Origin of the sequence: Sphaerisporangium siamense, assembly GCF_014205275.1 — a bacterium.
Taxonomy (GTDB): Bacteria; Actinomycetota; Actinomycetes; order Streptosporangiales; family Streptosporangiaceae; genus Sphaerisporangium; species Sphaerisporangium siamense.
In genome coordinates this window covers 366,171-385,077 of record NZ_JACHND010000001.1, presented here as the reverse complement: position 1 = coordinate 385,077, position 18,907 = coordinate 366,171, and the positions used below count along the sequence as shown (strand labels likewise).

Here is an 18,907-nt window from a genome sequence, read left to right as displayed (position 1 = left end):
GGGCCGTTTCCCCGGCCCGGCGCGGGCGGGGGGAGTGCGCGGGCGGGGCGGAACGACTGTCAGGTTGAAGGATGTGGCGCCCGGCTCCGCTGAGCAGTGTCGAGTGTGTGGGGTATGGGGCGCGGCGCCCGTTTCCGGGTTCGCGCCGACCACGTGAGCATGCGCGTGGCCAGCGGGCCGGACCCGGGGAGGACGTCATGGCCAAGGCAGTAGGAATCGACCTCGGAACCACGAACTCCGTCATCGCGACGACGGAGGAAGGGCAGCCCGTCGTCATACCCAACGCGGAGGGCCAGCGGACGACCCCGTCGGTCGTGGCGTTCACCGAGGGCGGCGAGCGGCTGGTGGGCCAGCTCGCCCGCCGGCAGGCGATCCTCAACCCCAAGGGCACGATCTACTCCGTCAAGCGTTTCGTCGGACGCCGCTACGACGAGGTGCAGAGCGAGATCAACGCGGTGTCCTTCGACGTCGTGCCCGGCCCCGACGACGCGGTCCGCTTCTCGGTCAGGGGGAAGCAGTACGCGCCGGAGGAGATCTCCGCGATGATCCTGCGCAAGCTCGTCCAGGACGCCTCCAAGTTCCTCGGCGAGAAGGTCACCGAGGCGGTCATCACCGTCCCCGCGTACTTCAACGACGCCCAGCGCCACGCCACCCGCGACGCCGGCAAGATCGCCGGTCTGGAGGTCATGCGGATCATCAACGAGCCGACCGCGGCGGCGTTGGCGTACGGGCTGGACAAGAAGGGCAGCGAGACCGTCCTGGTCTTCGACCTCGGCGGCGGCACCTTCGACGTCAGCGTCCTGGACATCGGCGAGGGCGTGATCGAGGTCCGCTCCACGGCGGGGGACACCCACCTCGGCGGCGACGACTTCGACCGGCGCATCGTCGACTACCTGGCCGACGAGTTCCAGCGGCAGGAGGGCATCGACCTGCGCCGCGACCCGCAGGCGTTGCAGCGGCTGTTCGAGGCGGCGGAGAAGGCCAAGGTCGAGCTGTCCTCGGTGACCCAGACGACGGTCAGCCTGCCGTTCATCACCGCCGACGCCAACGGCCCCAAACACCTCAACACCACCCTGATGCGCTCGACGTTCGAGGAGATCACACACGACCTGGTCGAGCGCACGATGGGCCCGGTGCGGCAGGCCATGGAGGACGCCAAGCTCACCGCCGACGACCTCGACGAGGTCATCCTCGTCGGCGGCTCCACGCGCATCCCGGCCGTGCAGAACCTCGTGCGGCGGCTCACCGGCGGCAAGGAGCCGAACATGAGCGTCAACCCCGACGAGGTGGTGGCCGACGGCGCCGCCATCCAGGCCGGGGTCCTGAAGGGCGAGGTCAAGGACGTCCTGCTGCTCGACGTCACGCCGCTGTCACTCGGCATCGAGACGCTCGGCGGCGTGATGACCAAGGTCCTGGAGCGGAACACCACGATCCCGGCCCGCCGCACCGAGACGTTCAGCACCGCCGAGGACAACCAGAGCGCCGTGGACGTCGTCGTGCTGCAGGGCGAGCGGGAGCGCGCGGCCGACAACCGGGCGCTCGGACGGTTCCGGCTGGAGAACATCCGCCCGGCGCCGCGCGGAGTGCCGCAGGTCGAGGTGACCTTCGACGTGGACGCCAACGGCATACTCAACGTCGCGGCCCGGGACAAGGACACCAACGCCGAGCAGCGGATCACCATCAGCGAGAGCTCCAACCTCGACAAGAGCGAGGTCGAGCGCATGGTGCGGGACGCCGAGCAGCACCGCGGCGAGGACGCCAGGCTCCGCGAGGCCATCGACGCGAGGAACGAGCTGGACTCGGTGGCCTACCAGGTGGAGCGCCGGGTCACCGAGCTCGGGGACGCGGTGCCCGTCCACGAGAAGGCGCGGGCCGAGCAGCTCGCCGCCGACGCGCGGCAGGCCATCAAGGAGGAGGCCCCGATCGAGCGGCTGCGCGACCTCACCTCCGAGCTGCAGCAGGTCTACCACTCGCTCGGCGCCGTCTCCGCCGGCGAGCCCGCGGGCGCCGGGGCGGGGACGAGCGGGGCCCCGCGCGGCGAGGGCGGCGGTGACGACGAGGTGATCGACGCCGAGTTCACGACCTCCGACTGATCCGTGCGGCGGATCGGGGATGGAGCGACATGGCTGATCGACATGAGGAAAGGCCGCGGGGCGCGGCGGCGCCGGCGGCGGACGACGGCCCCGTGGGCGGCGGCTCCCCTGGCCCGGTCCCCGGTGCCCCCGGGACCGGGCCCTTGGACTCGGGGGCGCGCGTGTCGCCGGCGTCGCGCGCGCCCGAGGCCGAGGAGGCCGCCGAGGAGGCCGGGACCCCGGTCGAGGACATGGAGGCGAAGATCGCCGAGCTGGAGGACCGCTGGCTGAGGTCCGCCGCCGAGCTGGACAACTTCCGCAAGCGGATCGCCAGGGACGCCGAGCGCATCCGCACCGACGAGCGGGACCGCGTCGTCGGCGAGTGGCTGCCCATCGTGGACAACCTCGACCTCGCCCTGCGGCACGCCCGCGCGGCCGACGCGGCGGAGAGCGCGATCATCGAGGGCGTGCGCGTGGTCCGCGACCAGGCGATCGGGCTGCTGGCACGGCTGGGGTTCCCCCGGCACGACGAGGTCGGCGTCCCGTTCGACCCGAAGACGCACGAGGCCATGGGCACGGTCGAGAACACCGAGGTCCCGGCGGGCACGGTCGTGGAGACCGTGCGCCCCGGCTACGGGGAGGGACGGCACCAGTTGCGGCCCGCCTCGGTGATCGTCTCGACCGCGCCGGGCTAGGGCGGGACCGATGGCGGCGGGCGACTTCTACCAGGCGCTGGGGGTGCCGAGGACGGCCTCCCAGGACGAGATCCAGCGCGCCTACCGGAAGCTCGCCCGGTCCTACCACCCCGACGTCAACAAGGACCCGGGGGCGGAGGAGAAGTTCAAGGACATCTCCGAGGCGTACGACGTGCTGTCCGACCCGGACAAGCGGCGCCGGTACGACGCGTTCGGCCCGGAGTGGCGCTCGGTGCCCGAGGACGTCGACCCCGAGGCGTGGTCGCGGGCGCGCGCCGGGGCCGGCGCCGGCCGGGCCGGAGGGCCGTGGGCACGCGCGGGCGGCAGGCGCACGGCCGGGCAGGGCCAGGGCTTCCGGTTCAGCGCGGGCGAGGGCCTCGACATCGACCTGGAGGACCTGCTCGGCGGCATGTTCGGCGGGCGGGCCGGCGGCGGCTGGGGGGCGGTCGCGGGCGCCGACCAGGAGGCCGAGATCACGCTCAGCGTGGCCGAGGCGTATCACGGCGGGCGGCGGCCGATCACGATCCAGGGACCCGAGGGACCGAGGACGCTCCAGGTCACCATCCCGCCCGGCGTGACCGACGGCCGGCGCGTCCGGCTGGCCGGCCAGGGCGGGCGGGGCTCGGACGGGGGCCGCGCCGGCGACCTGTACCTGATCGTCCGCATCTCCGACCCCCGGTACCGCGTCGAGGGCCGCGACATCTACGTCCCGCTGGCGCTCGCCCCCTGGGAGGGGGCGCTCGGCGCGACCGTCGCCGTCGGCACGCCCGGCGGCGACACCAAGGTCAAGGTGCCGCCCGGTACGTCGAGCGGGCGCCGGCTGCGCCTGCGCGGCCGCGGACTCCCGAACCCCAAGGGCGCGCCCGGCGACCTGTACGCCGAGGCCCGGATCGTGGTGCCGCGCCGTCTCGGCCGCGAGGAGCGTGAGCTGTTCGAGCGGCTGGCGGCGATCTCCGGCTTCGACCCCAGGGAAGGCACGCCGTGATCGGCGCGGCGGCGGCGCGCCGGGGCCGGGAGGGAGGCGATCATGACGACGTCTTTGGTGCGGATGCCCGGCATCGGGTTGGAGGCGTTCGCGCGCGCCGGCGGGATGCATCCCGAGCTGGTGCTGCGGCTGGTCAGGCTGGGGCTGCTGGAGCCGATGGGCGGGCCGGGCGGCGACCTGAGGTTCCCGCCCGCCCAGCTCGTCCTGCTCGGCAGGATCGAGCGGCTGCACGCCGGGCTCGCCCTCAACTACGCCTCGCTCGGCGTGGTGCTGGACCTGCTCGACCGCATCGAGCGGCTGGAAGACGCCCTGCGGCACCGTCCATGACCGCGCGTTCTCGCCCGCGGAGCCGCCGTACCCGACCACGACGAAGGAGAGCCGCATCGTGGACCCGAACCGACTGACCCAGAAATCGCAGCAGGGGATGCACGACGCCCAGACCAAGGCCATCCGGTACGGGCACACCGAGGTGGACGGCGAGCACCTGCTGCTCGCCCTGCTCGAACAGCCCGACGGGCTCGTGCCCCGCCTGGTCTCGGCGGCGGGCGGCGATCCGGAGAAGCTGCGGCTGGAGCTGGCCGCCGAGCTGGAGCGACGGCCGCGGGTCAGCGGCCCCGGCGCCGCGCCCGGCCAGGTGTACGTCACCCAGCGCCTGTCGCGGCTGCTGGACGCCGCCGACGGCGAGGCGCGGCGGCTGAAGGACGAGTACGTCTCGGTCGAGCACCTGCTGCTGGCCCTGATGGACGAGGGCACGGAGACCGCGGCGGGACGCCTGCTCGCCGGGCAGGGACTGACCCGGGACGGCCTTCTGAACGCGCTGACCCGTATCCGGGGCAACCAGCGGGTGACCTCGGCCAACCCGGAGGTCGCCTACGAGGCGCTGGAGAAGTACGGCCGCGACCTGGTCACCGACGCGCGGGCGGGCAAGCTGGACCCGGTGATCGGCCGGGACGGCGAGATCCGCCGCGTGATGCAGATCCTGTCGCGCAAGTCGAAGAACAACCCCGTGCTGATCGGCGACCCCGGCGTCGGCAAGACGGCCATCGTCGAGGGCCTGGCCCAGCGCATCGCGCGCGGCGACGTGCCCGAGGGGCTGAAGGACAAGGCGGTCTTCGCCCTCGACATGGGCGCGCTGATCGCCGGGGCGAAGTACCGCGGCGAGTTCGAGGAGCGGCTGAAGGCCGTACTCAACGAGGTCAAGGCGTCCGAGGGGCGGATCCTGCTGTTCATCGACGAGGTGCACAACGTGGTCGGCGCGGGCGCCACCGAGGGCGCCATGGACGCGGGCAACATGCTCAAGCCGATGCTGGCCCGCGGCGAGCTGCACCTGATCGGCGCGACCACGGTGGGCGAGTACCGCCGGTACATCGAGAAGGACGCCGCCCTGGAGCGCCGCTTCCAGCCGGTGTTCGTGGACGAGCCGTCGGTCGAGGACGCCATCTCGATCCTGCGCGGGCTGCGCGAGCGGTTCGAGGTGTTCCACGGGGTGCGCATCCTGGACAGCGCGCTGGTGGCCGCCGTCCTGCTCAGCCACCGCTACATCTCCGACCGCTTCCTGCCGGACAAGGCGATCGACCTGGTGGACGAGGCGTGCGCGATGCTGCGTACCGAGATCGACTCCATGCCCGCCGAGCTGGACGAGCTGACCCGCCGGGTGATGCGGCTGGAGATCGAGGAGGCGGCGCTGTCCAAGGAGGACGACCCGGCCGGGCTGCGGCGGCTGGAGGTTCTGCGCAAGGAGCTGGCCGACCTGCGCGCCGAGTCCGACGCGATGCGCGCCCAGTGGGAGGCCGAGCGGCACGCCCTCAGGAGGGCGCAGCAGCTGCGCCAGGAGATGGAGGGCGTGCGGCGCGAGGCGGAGGCGGCCGAGCGCACCTACGACCTCAACCGGGCCGCCGAGCTGATGCACGGCAGGCTGCCCGAGCTGGAGCGCAGGCTGAACGCCGCCGAGGAGCAGCTTGAGGCCAAGCACGGCGTCCACCGGCTGCTGCGCGAGGTCGTCACCGAGGACGAGATCGCGGGCATCGTCTCCCGCTGGACCGGCATCCCGGTCGCCCGGCTGCGCGAGGGCGAGCGCGAGAAGCTGCTCCGGCTGGACGACATCCTGCACGAGCGGGTGATCGGCCAGGACGAGGCCGTGAACGCCGTCACCGACGCGATCATCCGGGCCCGGTCGGGCATCAAGGACCCGCGCCGGCCGATCGGGTCGTTCATCTTCCTCGGCCCGACGGGCGTCGGCAAGACCGAGCTGGCCAAGGCGCTGGCGGAGGCGCTGTTCGACAGCGAGGAGAACATGGTCCGCGTCGACATGAGCGAGTACCAGGAGCGGCACACGGTCAGCAGGCTCGTCGGCGCTCCTCCCGGCTACGTCGGCTACGAGGAGGGCGGCCAGCTCACCGAGGCCGTGCGGCGCAAGCCGTACTCGGTGGTGCTGTTCGACGAGATCGAGAAGGCCCACGCGGACGTGTTCAACACGCTGCTGCAGGTGCTGGACGACGGGCGGCTGACCGACGCCCAGGGCCGCACGGTGGACTTCCGCAACACCGTGATCATCATGACCTCGAACATCGGGTCGCACTACCTCAGCGAGCGGGTGTCGACGACCGGCGAGATCGCGCCGGACGTCCGCGACCTGGTGATGGCCGACCTGCGCGCGCACTTCCGCCCCGAGTTCCTCAACCGGGTGGACGACACCGTGCTGTTCAAGCCGCTGACCGAACCCGAGATCGAGGAGATCGTGTCGCTGATGTTCAAGGACGTCCGGGCCCGCCTCGCCGACCGGCGCATGACCTTGGACGTCTCACAGGACGCGCTGCGGTACATCGCCGAGCAGGGCTTCGACCCCGTCTACGGCGCCCGGCCGCTGCGCCGCTTCATCGCCCGCGAGGTCGAGACCCGCGTCGCCCGCGCCCTGATCGCCGGGGACGTGCGCGAAGGCGCAGTGATCCGCGTGGACGTCGTGGACGGCCGTCTCACCGTCACCTGGAGCGACCCGGGCGACGGCGGGGAGCGGCCACCGGAGTGAGGAGGGGCCGATGTCATCGTCGAGCAGCGTCGTCCGGTGCCCCGAGTGCGGGCGGGACAACCGCCTCCCCGCGGCGGCCGGCGGGGTGCCGCGCTGCGGGAACTGCCACAACGCGCTGCCGTGGACCACCGAGGCGGGCGACGGCGACTTCGCCCAGGTGGTGGAGACGGCCACCGTCCCCGTCCTGGTGGACTTCTGGGCGGAGTGGTGCGCGCCGTGCCGTGTGGTGACCCCGGTACTCGAAGGTCTCGCCACCGAGCTGGCGGGCACGATCAAGCTCGTCAAGGTGAACGTCGACCGCGCGCCCAGGACGGCCGAGCGGTACGGCGTCCAGGCCGTACCCACCCTGATGATCATGAACCGGGGGCGGATCGTCGCCCAGCGGGCGGGCGCGGCTCCCGGGCCGGAGCTGCGGCGCTGGGTCGACGAGGCGCTCGTCACGGCATGAGCCCGGCACACGAGACGCCCGACCTGTACGGGGCGTATCCGCGGCTCGGCCCCGCGGAGATGGCGCTTCTGGCCGCGTGCGGCACCCGGCACCCCACGCTGCCCGGCGAGGTGCTCATCCGCGAGGGCGAACGGTGGCCCGCCTTCTACGTCGTCCTCGACGGCACGGTGGCCGTGGTCGAGCCGTCCGGCGACGAGGAGCGCGTGCACGGCGTACACGGCCCCGGCCGCTTCCTCGGCGGGCTCGGCCTGCTCACCGGGCAGGCCGGAGGGCTGCGCGCCGTCGTGCGCGACCCGGGCGCGGTGCTGTCGGTGCCCGTCGCGGACCTGCGGGGGGTGGTGGACGACCACCCCGGCATCGGCGACGTGATCCTGCGGGCGTACCTGATCCGGCGCGGCGTCCTCGCCGAGCTGGAGGCGGGCCTGCGCATCATGGGCTCACGCCACTCGCCGGGGTCGCGGCGGCTGCGCGAGTTCGCGGCGCGCAACCGGCTCCCGCACAAGTGGATCGACCTGGAGGACGACAAGGAGGCCGGGCAACTCCTCGACCACCTCGGCTTCACGCCCGCGGACGTGCCGGTGGTCATCCTGCGCGGCGAGAAGGTGCTGCGCGCGCCGGGCAACGCCGAGCTGGCGCGGGCGGGCGGGATGCCCGCGCCGCTGGCCAGGGAGATGGTCGGCGACCTCGTCGTGGTCGGTGCGGGCCCCGCCGGGCTGGCCGCCGCCGTCTACGCCGCCTCCGAGGGCCTGTCGACGGTCGTGGTCGACGCCGTCGCCGCGGGCGGCCTGGCCGCGGCCTCCGCGCTGATCGGGAACCACTTCGGGTTCCCCGCCGGGATCTCCGGCGGCGAGCTGGCCGAGCGCGCGGCCGTACAGGCTCGGAAGGCCGGCGCCGAGTTCACCGTGCCCGCCAAGGCCGTGTCCCTCGACCGCCACGAGAGGCACTACGTGATCTGTCTGGAGGACGGCAGGTCCGTCAGCGCGCACACGGTCGTCGTCGCCACCGGCACCCGGTACCGCAGGCTGGAGGTGCCCGGCGCGGCCGGGTTCGAGGGGGCGGGCGTCCACTACGCGGCCACCCCCGCGGAGGCGAGGCTCTGCATGCGCGCGCCGGTGGTCGTCGTCGGCGGGGGCAACGACGCCGGGCAGGCGGCGATCTATCTGGCCCGGCACGCGGCCCGCGTACGGCTCCTGGTCCGCGCGGGCGACCTCGGCAGGAGCATGTCCCGGTACCTGGCGGACGAGCTGCGGCGCGACCCCGGCGTGCGGATCCTCCTCAACACCGAGGTCAGGGAGCTGGTCGGCGACGCCGGAGGGGAACTGCGGGCCGTCGTCGCCGAGGACACGCGCACGGGGGAGCGCCGCGAGATCGAGGCCGCGGCGGTGTTCGTCCTGATCGGCGCCGAGCCCCAGACCCGGTGGCTGTCCGGCGAGGTCGCCCTGGACGAGCGGGGCTTCGTCCTCACCGGTCCCGACGTGGCCCGCCTCCCGGCGTCCGGGACGGCCGCCCGCGCGCCCGGCGAACCCTGGCACGAGAGCGGCCGTCCCTTCCCCTTGGAGACCAGCGTGATGGGCGTGTTCGCGGCCGGCGACGTGCGCGCGGGCTCGGTCAAGCGGGTCTCGTCGGCCACGGGCGAAGGGTCCATGGCCGTCCACCTGATCCACGAACACCTGAAGACGACCGGCCACCCCCCGGCCTGACCGCGCTCCTCGTCGTCACGGGGGAGGCGGTCAGGCCGGGGCGCCGGTTCAGCGGTCCTGGAGGACCTGCCAGAGGGTCGCCCACCGGTCAGGATGGACGTAGGCGACCACGGTGGACGGAGAGACGCCCGCCCGGGCGAGGGCCGCGTCCACGTGCCCGGGGCCGTATCGGGTCAGCAGCGAGGCGCGCAGGGTGCCGCCGACCCCCTGGAAGCCCAGGTCCACCAGGGTGTCGTACCCGGCCGCCGCCTCCGGCGGGAGCAGCGGCGCGGTCCGCCGGTCGAGGCGCAGGACGGCCGAGTCCACGGCCGGGACCGGGCGGAACGCCTCCCGGCCGACACGGCCCGCCAGGCTCCAGGAGAACCACGGCCACGTCCGCACGGTCAGCAGGCTCCAGCGGCCGAAGTCGCCGGAGCGCTTGCGCGCGTACTCCAGTTGCGTCACCAGGGTCGCGCCGGTGAGGGCGGGCGCCCGCAGGCACCAGTCGACGATCCGGGACGTGGCCGCGTACGGGATGCTCCCCACCACGGCGAACGGTTCGCGCGGCGCGCGGGCGGCCAGGAAGTCGCCGCGCACCACCTCGATCCTCGCGTCGTCCCGGGTGCGGGCGGCGAGCCTGCCCGCGAGCAGGACGTCGATCTCGTACGCGACGACCTTTCCGGCGCGCGCCGCCAGCGCCCGCGTGAGGACGCCCTCCCCGGCGCCCGGTTCGAGCACCAGGTCCGCGGGCCGCGGGTCCGCGGTCCTCACGATGTGGGCCACCGCGTCCCGGTCGACCAGGAAGTTCTGCGACAGCTCGCGCCGCGCGCGGTCGCGCTCGGTACGGCCGCCGTTCCGGCCGTCCTGCCGGCCGGTGTGCCTTTTCTGCGTGTGAGAGAAATCGCCATGGGCGAATGAACGCGCCATTGTGAATGCCCCTTCGGGTCCGAGAGGAAACAGGTCTCGGAGGCCCTGGGCACGCGGGGGAGACGCCGGTCCGCGCAATGAACCACGGGAAAGGCGCCTGCGAAGGAGAGCGTGAATACGATCCGAGTCGACGCGGTGGGAGGACGACGGCGGCGCGCGCGTGCCGTCACGCGCGGGCGCACCGGGTGACGCGTCCGCCGGGACGCCGCGTCAGATCTCGCGTCCCCGCGGGGCCAGGGCCGGCAGGACGCGGGGGCGCTTGACCAGGCACGGTTCGCTACGAACCGGCCACCCGGCCGAGAGGAGAGACCACTGGAGCACGCATCGACCCTAGGAACCGCCTCGCCGGAACGGCAACCGATTTATCGCCGCCCCGAGAGGCCCCGCCGGGACGGCCCTGCCGAGACGGCCGCGCCGGTCGGACGAGGCGGCGTGCGGGACGCGCGGGTGGGCCTCGAAGCGGGACACGCCGAGGACCCGCGTCACCATCCTGGGGGCTCAAACGCCGGAGGATACGTTCTCAGCGAAATTCGTTAAGAGCGTAATCATCGGAGTCGAATGTGCCGAGAGTGAAAAGCCTGTCCCGGGGCGGGTATATCTGGCAGCGTGAAGGTCATCTTATGACGTGGGCAAAAGCGTCATGACCCGACTTATATATGGGAGCAGGTGACCAACGGTGACCCCGAGGCGTTCTTCCCGTGATCCCCTCACGGCCGCGCACGAGACGGATTCGCATCCTGTCGAGGTCCGACCTTCGCTGATCGACCCGCTGGGCCAGCGCCTCCTGCGCGAGCGCATCATCTTCCTCGGCAAAGAGGTCGACGACGAGATCGCCAACCGCGTCTGCGGGGAGTTGCTGCTGCTCACCGCCGAGGACTCCGAGCGCGACATCTTCCTCTACATCAACTCGCCCGGCGGCTCGGTGTCGGCCGGGCTGGCCATCTACGACGTGATGCAGTACATCCCCAACGACGTCGCGACGGTGGGCATGGGCCTGGCCGCCTCGATGGGCCAGTTCCTGCTGACCGCGGGCGCCCCCGGCAAGCGGTACGCCCTGCCGCACGCCCGCGTCATGATGCACCAGCCGCTCGGCGGCATCGGCGGCACGGCGGCCGACATCAAGATCCAGGCCGAGCAGATGCTCTTCACCAAGAGGCTCATGGCCGAGCGCATCGCCTTCCACAGCGGCCAGCCCGTCGAGCAGATCGAGCGCGACTCCGACCGCGACCGGTGGTTCACCGCCGAGGAGGCCAAGACGTACGGCCTGATCGACCAGGTGGTGCCGAACGCCAGGGACGTCCCTTCCGAGGGCCCCGTCTCCTCGCCCGGCCCGGAATGACCGTCACCCCCCGAACGGAGCCAGCATGAACGACCCGATCTCCCGGGGACGGCCGGGCCTTCCGTCCGGTGTGGCGCCCGTGCACGCCAGGTACGTCCTGCCGTCCTTCACCGAGCGCACCACGTACGGCGTCAAGGAGAGCAGCCCCTACAACAAGCTCTTCGAGGACCGCATCATCTTCCTCGGCGTGCAGATCGACGACACTTCGGCCAACGACGTCATGGCCCAGTTGCTGACCCTGGAGTCCATCGACCCCGACCGCGACATCAGCATCTACATCAACTCGCCCGGCGGCTCGTTCACGGCCATGACGGCGATCTACGACACGATGCAGTTCGTCAGGCCCGAGGTCCAGACCGTGTGCATCGGCCAGGCGGCGTCGGCCGCGGCCGTGCTGCTGGCGGCGGGCGCGCCCGGCAAGCGGTTCGCGCTGCCGCAGTCCCGCGTCCTGCTCCACCAGCCCGCCATCGGGGGCACCTTCGGGCAGTCCAGCGACATGGAGATCCAGGCCCGCGAGATCCTGAGGCTGCGCGTGCTGCTGGAGGATCTCATCGCCCGGCACAGCGGCCGGCCCGCCGACGCCGTGCGCCGCGACATCGAACGCGACAAGATCCTCACGGCCGACGAGGCCAAGGCGTACGGCCTGGTGGACGACGTCTTCCTGCCGCGCAAGCGGATGTCGGTCAAAGAGCCGGTCCCGGTGCGCTGAGACGCGAGGGCGCCCGCCCCGAACACGGCGGGGCGGGCGCGGCGTCGCTGGTCAGACCTGGCCGGCCTTCTCCAGAGCCTCGCAGCACGTGCCCACGATCAGCCGGGTGACCACGTACGGGTCGCAGTTGGCGTTCGGGCGGCGGTCCTCGATGTAGCCCTTCTTCTCGGCCTCCACCTGCCAGGGGATGCGGACCGACGCGCCGCGGTCCGACACGCCGTAGTGGTACTCGCTCCAGGGGGCGGTCTCGTGCATGCCCGTCAGGCGGCGCTCGATGCCGGCGCCGTAGCCCGCGATGTGCTCGTCGGCCTTCTCGCCGAGCGCCTCACAGGCCGTGATGATCGGCTCGTAGCCGGAGCGCATCGCGCGCGTGGAGAAGTTGGTGTGCGCGCCCGCGCCGTTCCAGTCGCCCTTCACCGGCTTGGGGTCGAGCGTGGCCGACACGTCGTAGTCCTCGGCGATGCGGTACAGCAGCCAGCGGGCGATCCAGAGCTGGTCGGCCACCTCCACCGGGCCGCCGGGGCCGACCTGGAACTCCCACTGTCCGGGCATGACCTCGGCGTTGATGCCGGAGATGGCCAGACCGGCCGTCAGGCAGGCGTCGAGGTGCGCCTCGACGATGTCGCGGCCGTAGACCTCGTCCGCGCCGACGCCGCAGTAGTAGAAGCCCTGCGGGGCGGGGAAGCCGCCGACCGGGAAACCGAGCGGGCGGCCGTCCTTGAAGAACGTGTACTCCTGCTCGATGCCGAACCAGGACTCCTGGTCGGCGTGGCGCTCGGCGACGGAGGTGAGCTGCGCCCGGGTGTTGGTCTTGTGCGGGGTCATGTCCGGGAGCAGCACCTCGCACAGCACGAGGACGTCGTCGCCGCCGCGGATCGGGTCCGGACAGGTGAAGACCGGCCGGAGCACGCAGTCGGACGCCTTGCCCGGCGCCTGGTTCGTGCTGGACCCGTCGAAGCCCCAGTCCGGCAGCTCGGCGCCGTCGGCGAGGACCTTCGTCTTCGACCGGAGGCGAGCGGTCGGCTCGGTGCCGTCGATCCAGATGTACTCGGCCCTGTAGGTCACTTCGATCCCCTCGGCATGGCGTATATGAGCAGGTACCAGGGGCGATCCGCGTCCCCCGCAACGCCGAGACTGCCAACTGGCGATTTCTGGCCTGTTGCCCGTTTATAAACGGCATGTGAACTCAAGGGCGGATCGGCGTGTTGTTCGTCACACATCCGCGCTGATCGGGAGTCGGTCTGGCCCCCGCCCGAGCTTCGCCCAGTGGGCCACGACCATGCCGCCGCCTTGATCACCACATCGACCGTCCACGGCGCTCCGGGCGGATCGCCTTCTGCGTCTGAGCGCAGCCCCATCTACCTTTTGAATACAAAGCAATTGCCAGGATTTGCGGGAATCCCGACTGATTCTCCTGTCTTGAGATGGAAGTTTACGAAGTTTTGCCAAGCCTTTGTTCTCCGGTACCTTCGGCGCCGTGCCTTCACAAGAACATGAAACGTTGATCCTGCTCTTCAAGAATCGCCCTGAATTGGCGGCTAAATTGCTTGCCGGACCTTTTGGGATGAAAGTTCCGGAGTACCACGAAGCCAGGATCGAGTCGGGAGATCTGACCCAGTGCCCGCCGGTGGAGTACCAGGCGGACGCGGTGGTGACGTTCTCCAACGGGAAGCCGGTGCTGACCGTTGTGGTAGAGGTGCAGCGGGCCGTCGATCACGGTAAGCGGTGGAGCTGGCCGGTCTACCTGGCCGCGGTCCGCGCACGGGCTCGCTGTCCCGCGATCCTGCTCGTCGTCTGCACCGACGCCCGGACGGCGCGATGGTGCGCGGAGCCTATCGAGATGGGGCACCCCGGGTGGCGGCTCGCTCCCATGGTCGTCAGCCCCGAGGTGGTCCCCGTGGTGACCGATCCGACGGAGGCGATCAGAGTGCCTGAACTGGCCGTCCTGTCGGCGCTGGCGCACGGCGGTGACGTCGGTGGGCAGCGCGTCCTGGAGGCGTTGCTGACAGCCCTGTCCACCCTCGAGGAAGGGCAGGCCAAGTTGTACGCTGATTTCGTCATGATGAAGCTTCCTGAGGCGGCTTCGAAGCAATGGGAGGTCCTGATGGCCGCAGGCACCTACGAGTACCAGAGCGATTTCGCCCGGAAATACTTCGCCGAAGGTAAGCAAGAGGGTATAGATGAGGGTATAGCGGCTGGCAAAGCAGACGCGATCGTCATGATTCTTTCCGGTCGGTCGATCGTCGTCACGCAGGAGGCGCGGAGCCGCATCGAGTCCTGCACGGACGTCGCTCAACTCGATGAGTGGCTTCAGCGGGCGTTGACCGCGGTGACCGTGGAGGACCTCTTCTTGGGATGATCGGCGCGCTGTGATCGCTCGGCCCCCTGTGGTGGTGTTCGGACTCATACATAGATGGCCCGGTCGTGCACCCTTTGGGGGGTTTGGTGCGTCTAGTAGGTGGAGGCACCACCATGGACGACCCTGCGCTTGATCACGAGCTCGGCTTCGAGCTGCTTCTCGTCGCGGCCCTGCACGAGGAGGCCGAGCGGCTTCTTCGCGACCGGAGCGAGGCGCGGCCGAGGACCGTCCCGCTCCGGCCGGCGTCCATGCCCGTCCGGCGGCAGCACCCCGACCTCGGCGCCCGCTAGCGCGGTCAGGCGGCCGGAGGGACGGGGACGCGGACCCAGAAGGGGGATCGGGCGCCGGGGAGGTAGGGACTGTCCAGGCGTTTGGCGAGGACGGCGGGCAGGCCGCGCCGGTGCGCCACCTTCATGACGGCCCTGCCGTCGCCGGGGAACCACGGTGTGGTCTGCCAGTGCCCGCCGTTCAGCTTGAGGTGGTCGAGGGTGCGGCGGCGGTCCCGGTAGGGGCGGTCCAGGAGGTCGCCGCCGTCCAGGTGCAGGATGTCGGTGATCATGTAGACCCGCGCGCCGGCCACCGTGACGATCTGGCCGTCCAGGACGGCGGGCAGGTCGAGCAGCGCCTTGGGCAGGCCGCCCAGGTCGGGGCCGTCCTCCGGAGCGGGCGTGCCGGCCCCGCGCGGGTGGGCCGTGCCGTCGGGGCCGGTCTCCCGGAAAGGCGCCGCGCGGCCGAGGAGGCGGGTCTCGCCGTCGCGGACGGCGACGAGGGCGCGGTCGCCGCCGAGGTCGAACTCGAAGCCGTAGGCCGCCTGGTCGCGGGGGAGCCGCTTGCGGGCCTCGGGGAGCATCGGGCGCAGGCCCGGCAGGAAGGTGGGGGCCTCGGGTGGCGGGGGGTCCATCCGGTGGATCATCCAGTTCCTGCCGCCGGTCGGGAACAGCACGTAGCGGCCGGAGACCCGCGAGCCGTGCAGCACGACCTTGACCTCGCGGTCGGTCCACTTCTCGGTCTCGTAGACGCCCCGGTCCCAGATGAGCACCAGCCCCGCGCCGTACTCGCCCGGGGCGATCTCTCCCTCGAACGTCGCGTACTCCAGCGGGTGGTCCTCGGTGGGGACGGCGAGGTGGTTGGTCTTCGGGTCGAGCGGCAACCCCTTCGGGACCGCCCACGAGACCAGCACGCCGCCGCGCTCCAGGCGGAAGTCCCAGTGCAGGCGACGGGCGTGGTGCTCCTGGATCACGAACGTGTCGTCGTGGCCTTCGGGAAGCGGGCCCGGGCCCGGCACGGGTTCGGGCGTGCGGGCGGCGTGGCGCTTGCTCCGATAGGTGTCCAGTTTGTCGGCCTGCATTGCGGTTTCGTACCCGCCTCCGGCCCGGCCGCACCAGCCGGGAAGCCCGGCCGGATGCGATCGGCGCAGTGCGTCCGGGAGAAGGCGGCGGTCAGGCCGGGGAGAAGGGGATGGTCGGGCTGGGAGGAAGGTGCTTGTCAGGTGGGGGAGAAGGTGGTGAGGGCTTCTTCTGGGGACATGCGACGGCCGCTCTCGTACGCCTGCTCGTACGGGACGTCGCCCAGCCGGGACCGGCACCGCGCGGGAAGCGCCGGGTCCGGAGGCTCGCCGCGCAGGGCCGCGTGCGCGCCGAGCAGGCGGGCGGCCTTCTCGTCCTCGTGGCCGGCCAGCGCGACCTCGGCGAGCGTCCACACGGCGAGGGCCGCGACGCCGAGGTCCTGGGTGGCCGCGCCGCCCGACAGCGCCCGCCGCAGCCACCTCTTGGCCTGCGCGGTCTCGCCCTCGGCCACGGCCAGCCGTGCCAAGGTGACCGAGACGCGGGCCCGGGTCTGCTCGGTGGTGATCCACCCGGCCGGGCACTCGGCCAGCGCCTCGTGGCAGAGCCGCCGCGCCTCGGCGACGTTCCCGCGCCGGCGGGCGATCTCGGCCAGGCCGTGGTGGCCCCGGGCGAGCGCGCCGGGCATGCCCGCGCGGCGGCCGAGCTCGATCCCGCGCTCGTAGTCGCCCCGGGCGGCGTCGAGGTCGCCGCGGCGCAGGCACGCGTCGGCGCGGCGGTGCAGCAGGTCGGCCATGTCCTCGGTGGCGCCGAGCACGCCCGTCAGCTCCAGGGCCTGGTCGGTGAGCGCCGCCGACCGCCCGGCGTCGCCGCGCAGGTCCGCGAGCACGGCCAGCGCGCCGAGCGCGGTGGCCATGCCCCAGCGTTCTCCCACGCCGCGGAACCCGGCCAGGGCCAGCGAGAACGCGTGCTCGGCCTCCGCCAGGTCGCCCTCGGCCCACCACGACCGGTACCCCAGGCCGAGATGGGTGAGCGCCCGCGTCCACGGGTCCGCGGCGTCACGCGGGTCGGCCTGGCCGGTGGACATGCCGGAGAAGCTGCCCCACAGCAGCGTGAGGAACGGCCGGACGACCCGGCGGCCCGCCATCAGCGCCTCGGCCGTCTCCAGCGCCGCCTTGTCCGCCGCCCCGGTCGCGGCGGCGTCGAGCACGCACAGGACGTACTCCTCCTCCAGCCCGTGCGGCGCCGCCGCGCCGATCGCGGCCAGCGCATCGCCCGCCGCCTTGCCGCCCTCGCTGCGCCTGCCGCGCAGCAGCCAGTACGGCGACAGCGCGGCGACCAGCCGGACCGCCGCCGCGTGCTCGCCCGCCTCCGCCGCCCAGCGGACCGCCGCGTGCAGGTCGCCCCGCTCGGCGTCGAGCCGTTCCAGCCAGGTGAGCTGCGCGCGGTCCCGCAGGAACGGCTCCGCCGTCTCGGCCAGGTCCAGGTAGTACGCCAGGTGGGCGCGCCGCAGGGCCTCCTCCTCGCCCGCCTCCGCCAGCCGTTCGGCGCAGAACGCCCGGATCGTCTCCAGCATCCGGTACCGCCCGTGGACCAGCTCGACCAGCGACTTGTCCGCGAGCGAGGCGAGCGGGTCCACGGTGCCGGGCCCGCAGACGCGGCCGGCCGCCGCCACGGTCGCGCCGCCGGAGAACACGGTCAGCCGCCGGGCCAGCGCCCGCTCGTCCTCGTTCAGCAGGTCCCAGCTCCACTCGACGACCGCGCGCAGCGTGCGGTGCCGGGGCTGGGCGGCGCGGTTGCCCCGGGTGAGCAGGCCGAACCGGTCGTCCAGCCGCGCCGCGACCTCCTCCACGGTCAGCGACCGCAGGCGCGCGGCGGCCAGCTCGATGGCCAGCGGCAGCCCGTCCAGCACCCGGCAGATGCGCGCGACCTCGCCCGCGCCGGCCTCGTCCAGCCGGAAGCCGGGGCGCACGGCGCGGGCGCGCTCGGCGAACAGTCGCACGGCCGGGTACGCGCCCGCCTCCTCGGCCGTGGCGTCGACGGGCGGCAGCCCGAGCTGGGGGACGGGGTGGATGGTCTCGCCGAGCACGCCCAGTGCCTCCCGGCTGGTGGCGAGGACGCGCAGGCCGGGGCAGCGGGCCAGCAGGTGGCCGGCCAGGGCGGCGACCTCGTCCAGGACGTGCTCACAGTTGTCGAGCACGAGCAGGGTCTCCCGTCCGGCCAGCGCGGTGACCAGGCGCTCGGTGGCCGTGCACGTCCGGGCGTCCGCGGGCGACGGCGGACGCAGCCCGCCCTCGCGCAGCCCGAGCGCGGACAGCACGGCCTGCGGCACCTCGGCGCCGTCGCCGAGCGGGGCCAGCTCGACGAAGCCGACCTCCCCGCCCGCCGCCGCCACCCGCCGCGCGGCCTCGACGGCCAGGCGGGTCTTGCCGGTGCCGCCCGGCCCGCTCAGCGTGACCAGCCGCTCCCGGCCGATCAGCTCGCGGACGCGCGCCAGCTCCTCCTCCCGTCCGACGAAGCCGGTCAGCGCGGCGGGCAGCGCCGTCCGCGGCCCCGGCGCGACCGCGGACGGCACGTCACTCATCTCTCCGGCGGCGGTCTCCTCGCCGCGCAGGAGGCGGACGTGGAGGGCGGCCAGCTCCGGGGACGGGTCCGCGCCGAGCTCGTCGGCCAACGTCCGGCGGGCGTCGGCGAACGCGGCCAGGGCCTCGGCCTGCCGCCCGCACGCGTACAGGGCGCGCATGAGCTGGCCCCACAGCCGCTCCCGCAGCGGGTGCGCCGCCACCAGGTCGCGCAGCTCGGCGACCAGCGTGTGGTGCGCGCCGAGCGCGAGGTCGGCCTCGACGCGGTCCTCCGTGGCGGTGACCCGCAGCTCGGTGAGCCGCGTGACCTGCCCGTACGCGAACGGCGCCCCGCCGATGTCGGCGAGCGCGGCGCCCCGCCACAGCCCCAGGGCCTCGCGCAGCACGGCGGCGGCGGCGCCGGCGTCCCCGGCGGCGAGCGCCTCGTGCCCCTGCCGGGCCAGCTCCGTGAACCGGTGGACGTCCACGTCGCCGGGCGCGACGGCGAGGCGGTACCCGAGCGGGTGGGACTCGACGAGCCCGTCGCCGAGGATGCGGCGCAGCCGGGACACCTGGGACTGCAACGCGTTCGCCGACGGCGCGCTCTCCCCGTACAGGCCGTCGATCAGCCGGGCCACGCCGACCACCCGCCCGGCGTCCAGCAGCAGGAAGGCGAGCAGGGCGCGCACCATGGGCCCGCCGACGGGGACATGGCGTCCGTCGCGGAGGACTTCCGTGGGACCCAGGATGCCGAACTGCATGATCCCGAGTATCGGGTCATCCCTATTGAGACCGCCACAAGATACGCGCCTGGGCGCGCATCCA

15 protein-coding genes are annotated in these 18,907 nt (G+C 72.9%); 11 read left to right on the top strand and 4 right to left on the bottom strand.

What is annotated here, in order from left to right:
* The first annotated feature begins 197 nt into the window (after positions 1–197).
* From dnaK to BJ982_RS01690, 7 genes are read left to right on the top strand one after another with little or no spacing between them, the layout of a single operon-like run.
* Positions 198–2,093 carry a molecular chaperone DnaK gene (gene dnaK, locus BJ982_RS01720; RefSeq protein ID WP_184875909.1) on the top strand — a complete coding sequence of 632 codons (1,896 nt, stop codon included), beginning with the start codon at positions 198–200 and terminating at the stop codon, positions 2,091–2,093.
* A 29-nt stretch (positions 2,094–2,122) separates the two neighbouring features.
* Positions 2,123–2,767 carry a nucleotide exchange factor GrpE gene (locus BJ982_RS01715; RefSeq protein ID WP_184875907.1) on the top strand — a complete coding sequence of 215 codons (645 nt, stop codon included), beginning with the start codon at positions 2,123–2,125 and terminating at the stop codon, positions 2,765–2,767.
* Between the two features lie 10 nt (positions 2,768–2,777).
* The gene (locus tag BJ982_RS40190; RefSeq protein ID WP_184875905.1) at positions 2,778–3,752 is read left to right on the top strand and encodes a DnaJ C-terminal domain-containing protein; all 975 of its coding nucleotides are present in this window, start codon (positions 2,778–2,780) and stop codon (positions 3,750–3,752) included.
* Between the two features lie 42 nt (positions 3,753–3,794).
* Positions 3,795–4,079: a chaperone modulator CbpM gene (locus tag BJ982_RS01705; protein ID WP_184875903.1), complete on the top strand. Its 285-nt coding sequence runs from the start codon at positions 3,795–3,797 to the stop codon at positions 4,077–4,079.
* A 58-nt stretch (positions 4,080–4,137) separates the two neighbouring features.
* On the top strand, positions 4,138–6,777 hold the full coding sequence (gene clpB, locus BJ982_RS01700) for an ATP-dependent chaperone ClpB (RefSeq protein ID WP_184875900.1): 2,640 nt from the start codon (positions 4,138–4,140) through the stop codon (positions 6,775–6,777).
* Between the two features lie 10 nt (positions 6,778–6,787).
* Positions 6,788–7,225 carry a thioredoxin gene (gene trxA / locus BJ982_RS01695; protein WP_184875899.1) on the top strand — a complete coding sequence of 146 codons (438 nt, stop codon included), beginning with the start codon at positions 6,788–6,790 and terminating at the stop codon, positions 7,223–7,225.
* Positions 7,222–8,925, top strand: coding sequence for an FAD-dependent oxidoreductase (locus BJ982_RS01690; protein WP_184875897.1), 1,704 nt, complete (start codon positions 7,222–7,224; stop codon positions 8,923–8,925). The genes trxA and BJ982_RS01690 overlap by 4 nt, the downstream gene beginning before the upstream one ends.
* Positions 8,926–8,973: 48 nt before the next feature.
* Here BJ982_RS01690 and erm read toward each other — a convergent pair whose 3' ends face one another.
* Complete coding sequence (gene erm / locus BJ982_RS01685; RefSeq protein ID WP_184875895.1) at positions 8,974–9,831, bottom strand: ErmE/ErmH/ErmO/ErmR family 23S rRNA (adenine(2058)-N(6))-methyltransferase; 858 nt, start codon at positions 9,829–9,831, stop codon at positions 8,974–8,976.
* A 757-nt stretch (positions 9,832–10,588) separates the two neighbouring features.
* On the opposite strand from erm, the gene BJ982_RS01680 reads away from it, so the two are divergent.
* The gene (locus tag BJ982_RS01680; protein WP_203959467.1) at positions 10,589–11,170 is read left to right on the top strand and encodes an ATP-dependent Clp protease proteolytic subunit; all 582 of its coding nucleotides are present in this window, start codon (positions 10,589–10,591) and stop codon (positions 11,168–11,170) included.
* 25 nt (positions 11,171–11,195) lie between these two features.
* Positions 11,196–11,879 (top strand): ATP-dependent Clp protease proteolytic subunit, encoded by a 684-nt coding sequence (locus BJ982_RS01675; RefSeq protein WP_184875891.1) that lies wholly within the window; start codon positions 11,196–11,198, stop codon positions 11,877–11,879.
* Between the two features lie 51 nt (positions 11,880–11,930).
* On the opposite strand, the gene glnII is transcribed toward BJ982_RS01675, so the two are convergent.
* Complete coding sequence (glnII, locus tag BJ982_RS01670; RefSeq protein WP_184875889.1) at positions 11,931–12,944, bottom strand: glutamine synthetase; 1,014 nt, start codon at positions 12,942–12,944, stop codon at positions 11,931–11,933.
* 436 nt (positions 12,945–13,380) lie between these two features.
* On the opposite strand from glnII, the gene BJ982_RS01665 reads away from it, so the two are divergent.
* Entirely contained in the window at positions 13,381–14,238 is an 858-nt protein-coding gene (locus BJ982_RS01665) for a hypothetical protein (RefSeq protein WP_203959462.1), read from the top strand.
* A gap of 113 nt (positions 14,239–14,351) precedes the next feature.
* Positions 14,352–14,528 carry a hypothetical protein gene (locus BJ982_RS01660; protein WP_184875885.1) on the top strand — a complete coding sequence of 59 codons (177 nt, stop codon included), beginning with the start codon at positions 14,352–14,354 and terminating at the stop codon, positions 14,526–14,528.
* A 5-nt stretch (positions 14,529–14,533) separates the two neighbouring features.
* On the opposite strand, the gene BJ982_RS01655 is transcribed toward BJ982_RS01660, so the two are convergent.
* Entirely contained in the window at positions 14,534–15,586 is a 1,053-nt protein-coding gene (locus BJ982_RS01655; RefSeq protein WP_184875883.1) for a DNA polymerase ligase N-terminal domain-containing protein, read from the bottom strand.
* 137 nt (positions 15,587–15,723) lie between these two features.
* A complete protein-coding gene (locus BJ982_RS01650; protein ID WP_184875880.1) occupies positions 15,724–18,843 on the bottom strand; it encodes an ATP-binding protein in 3,120 nt (1,039 codons plus the stop codon).
* Positions 18,844–18,907 lie beyond the last annotated feature (64 nt).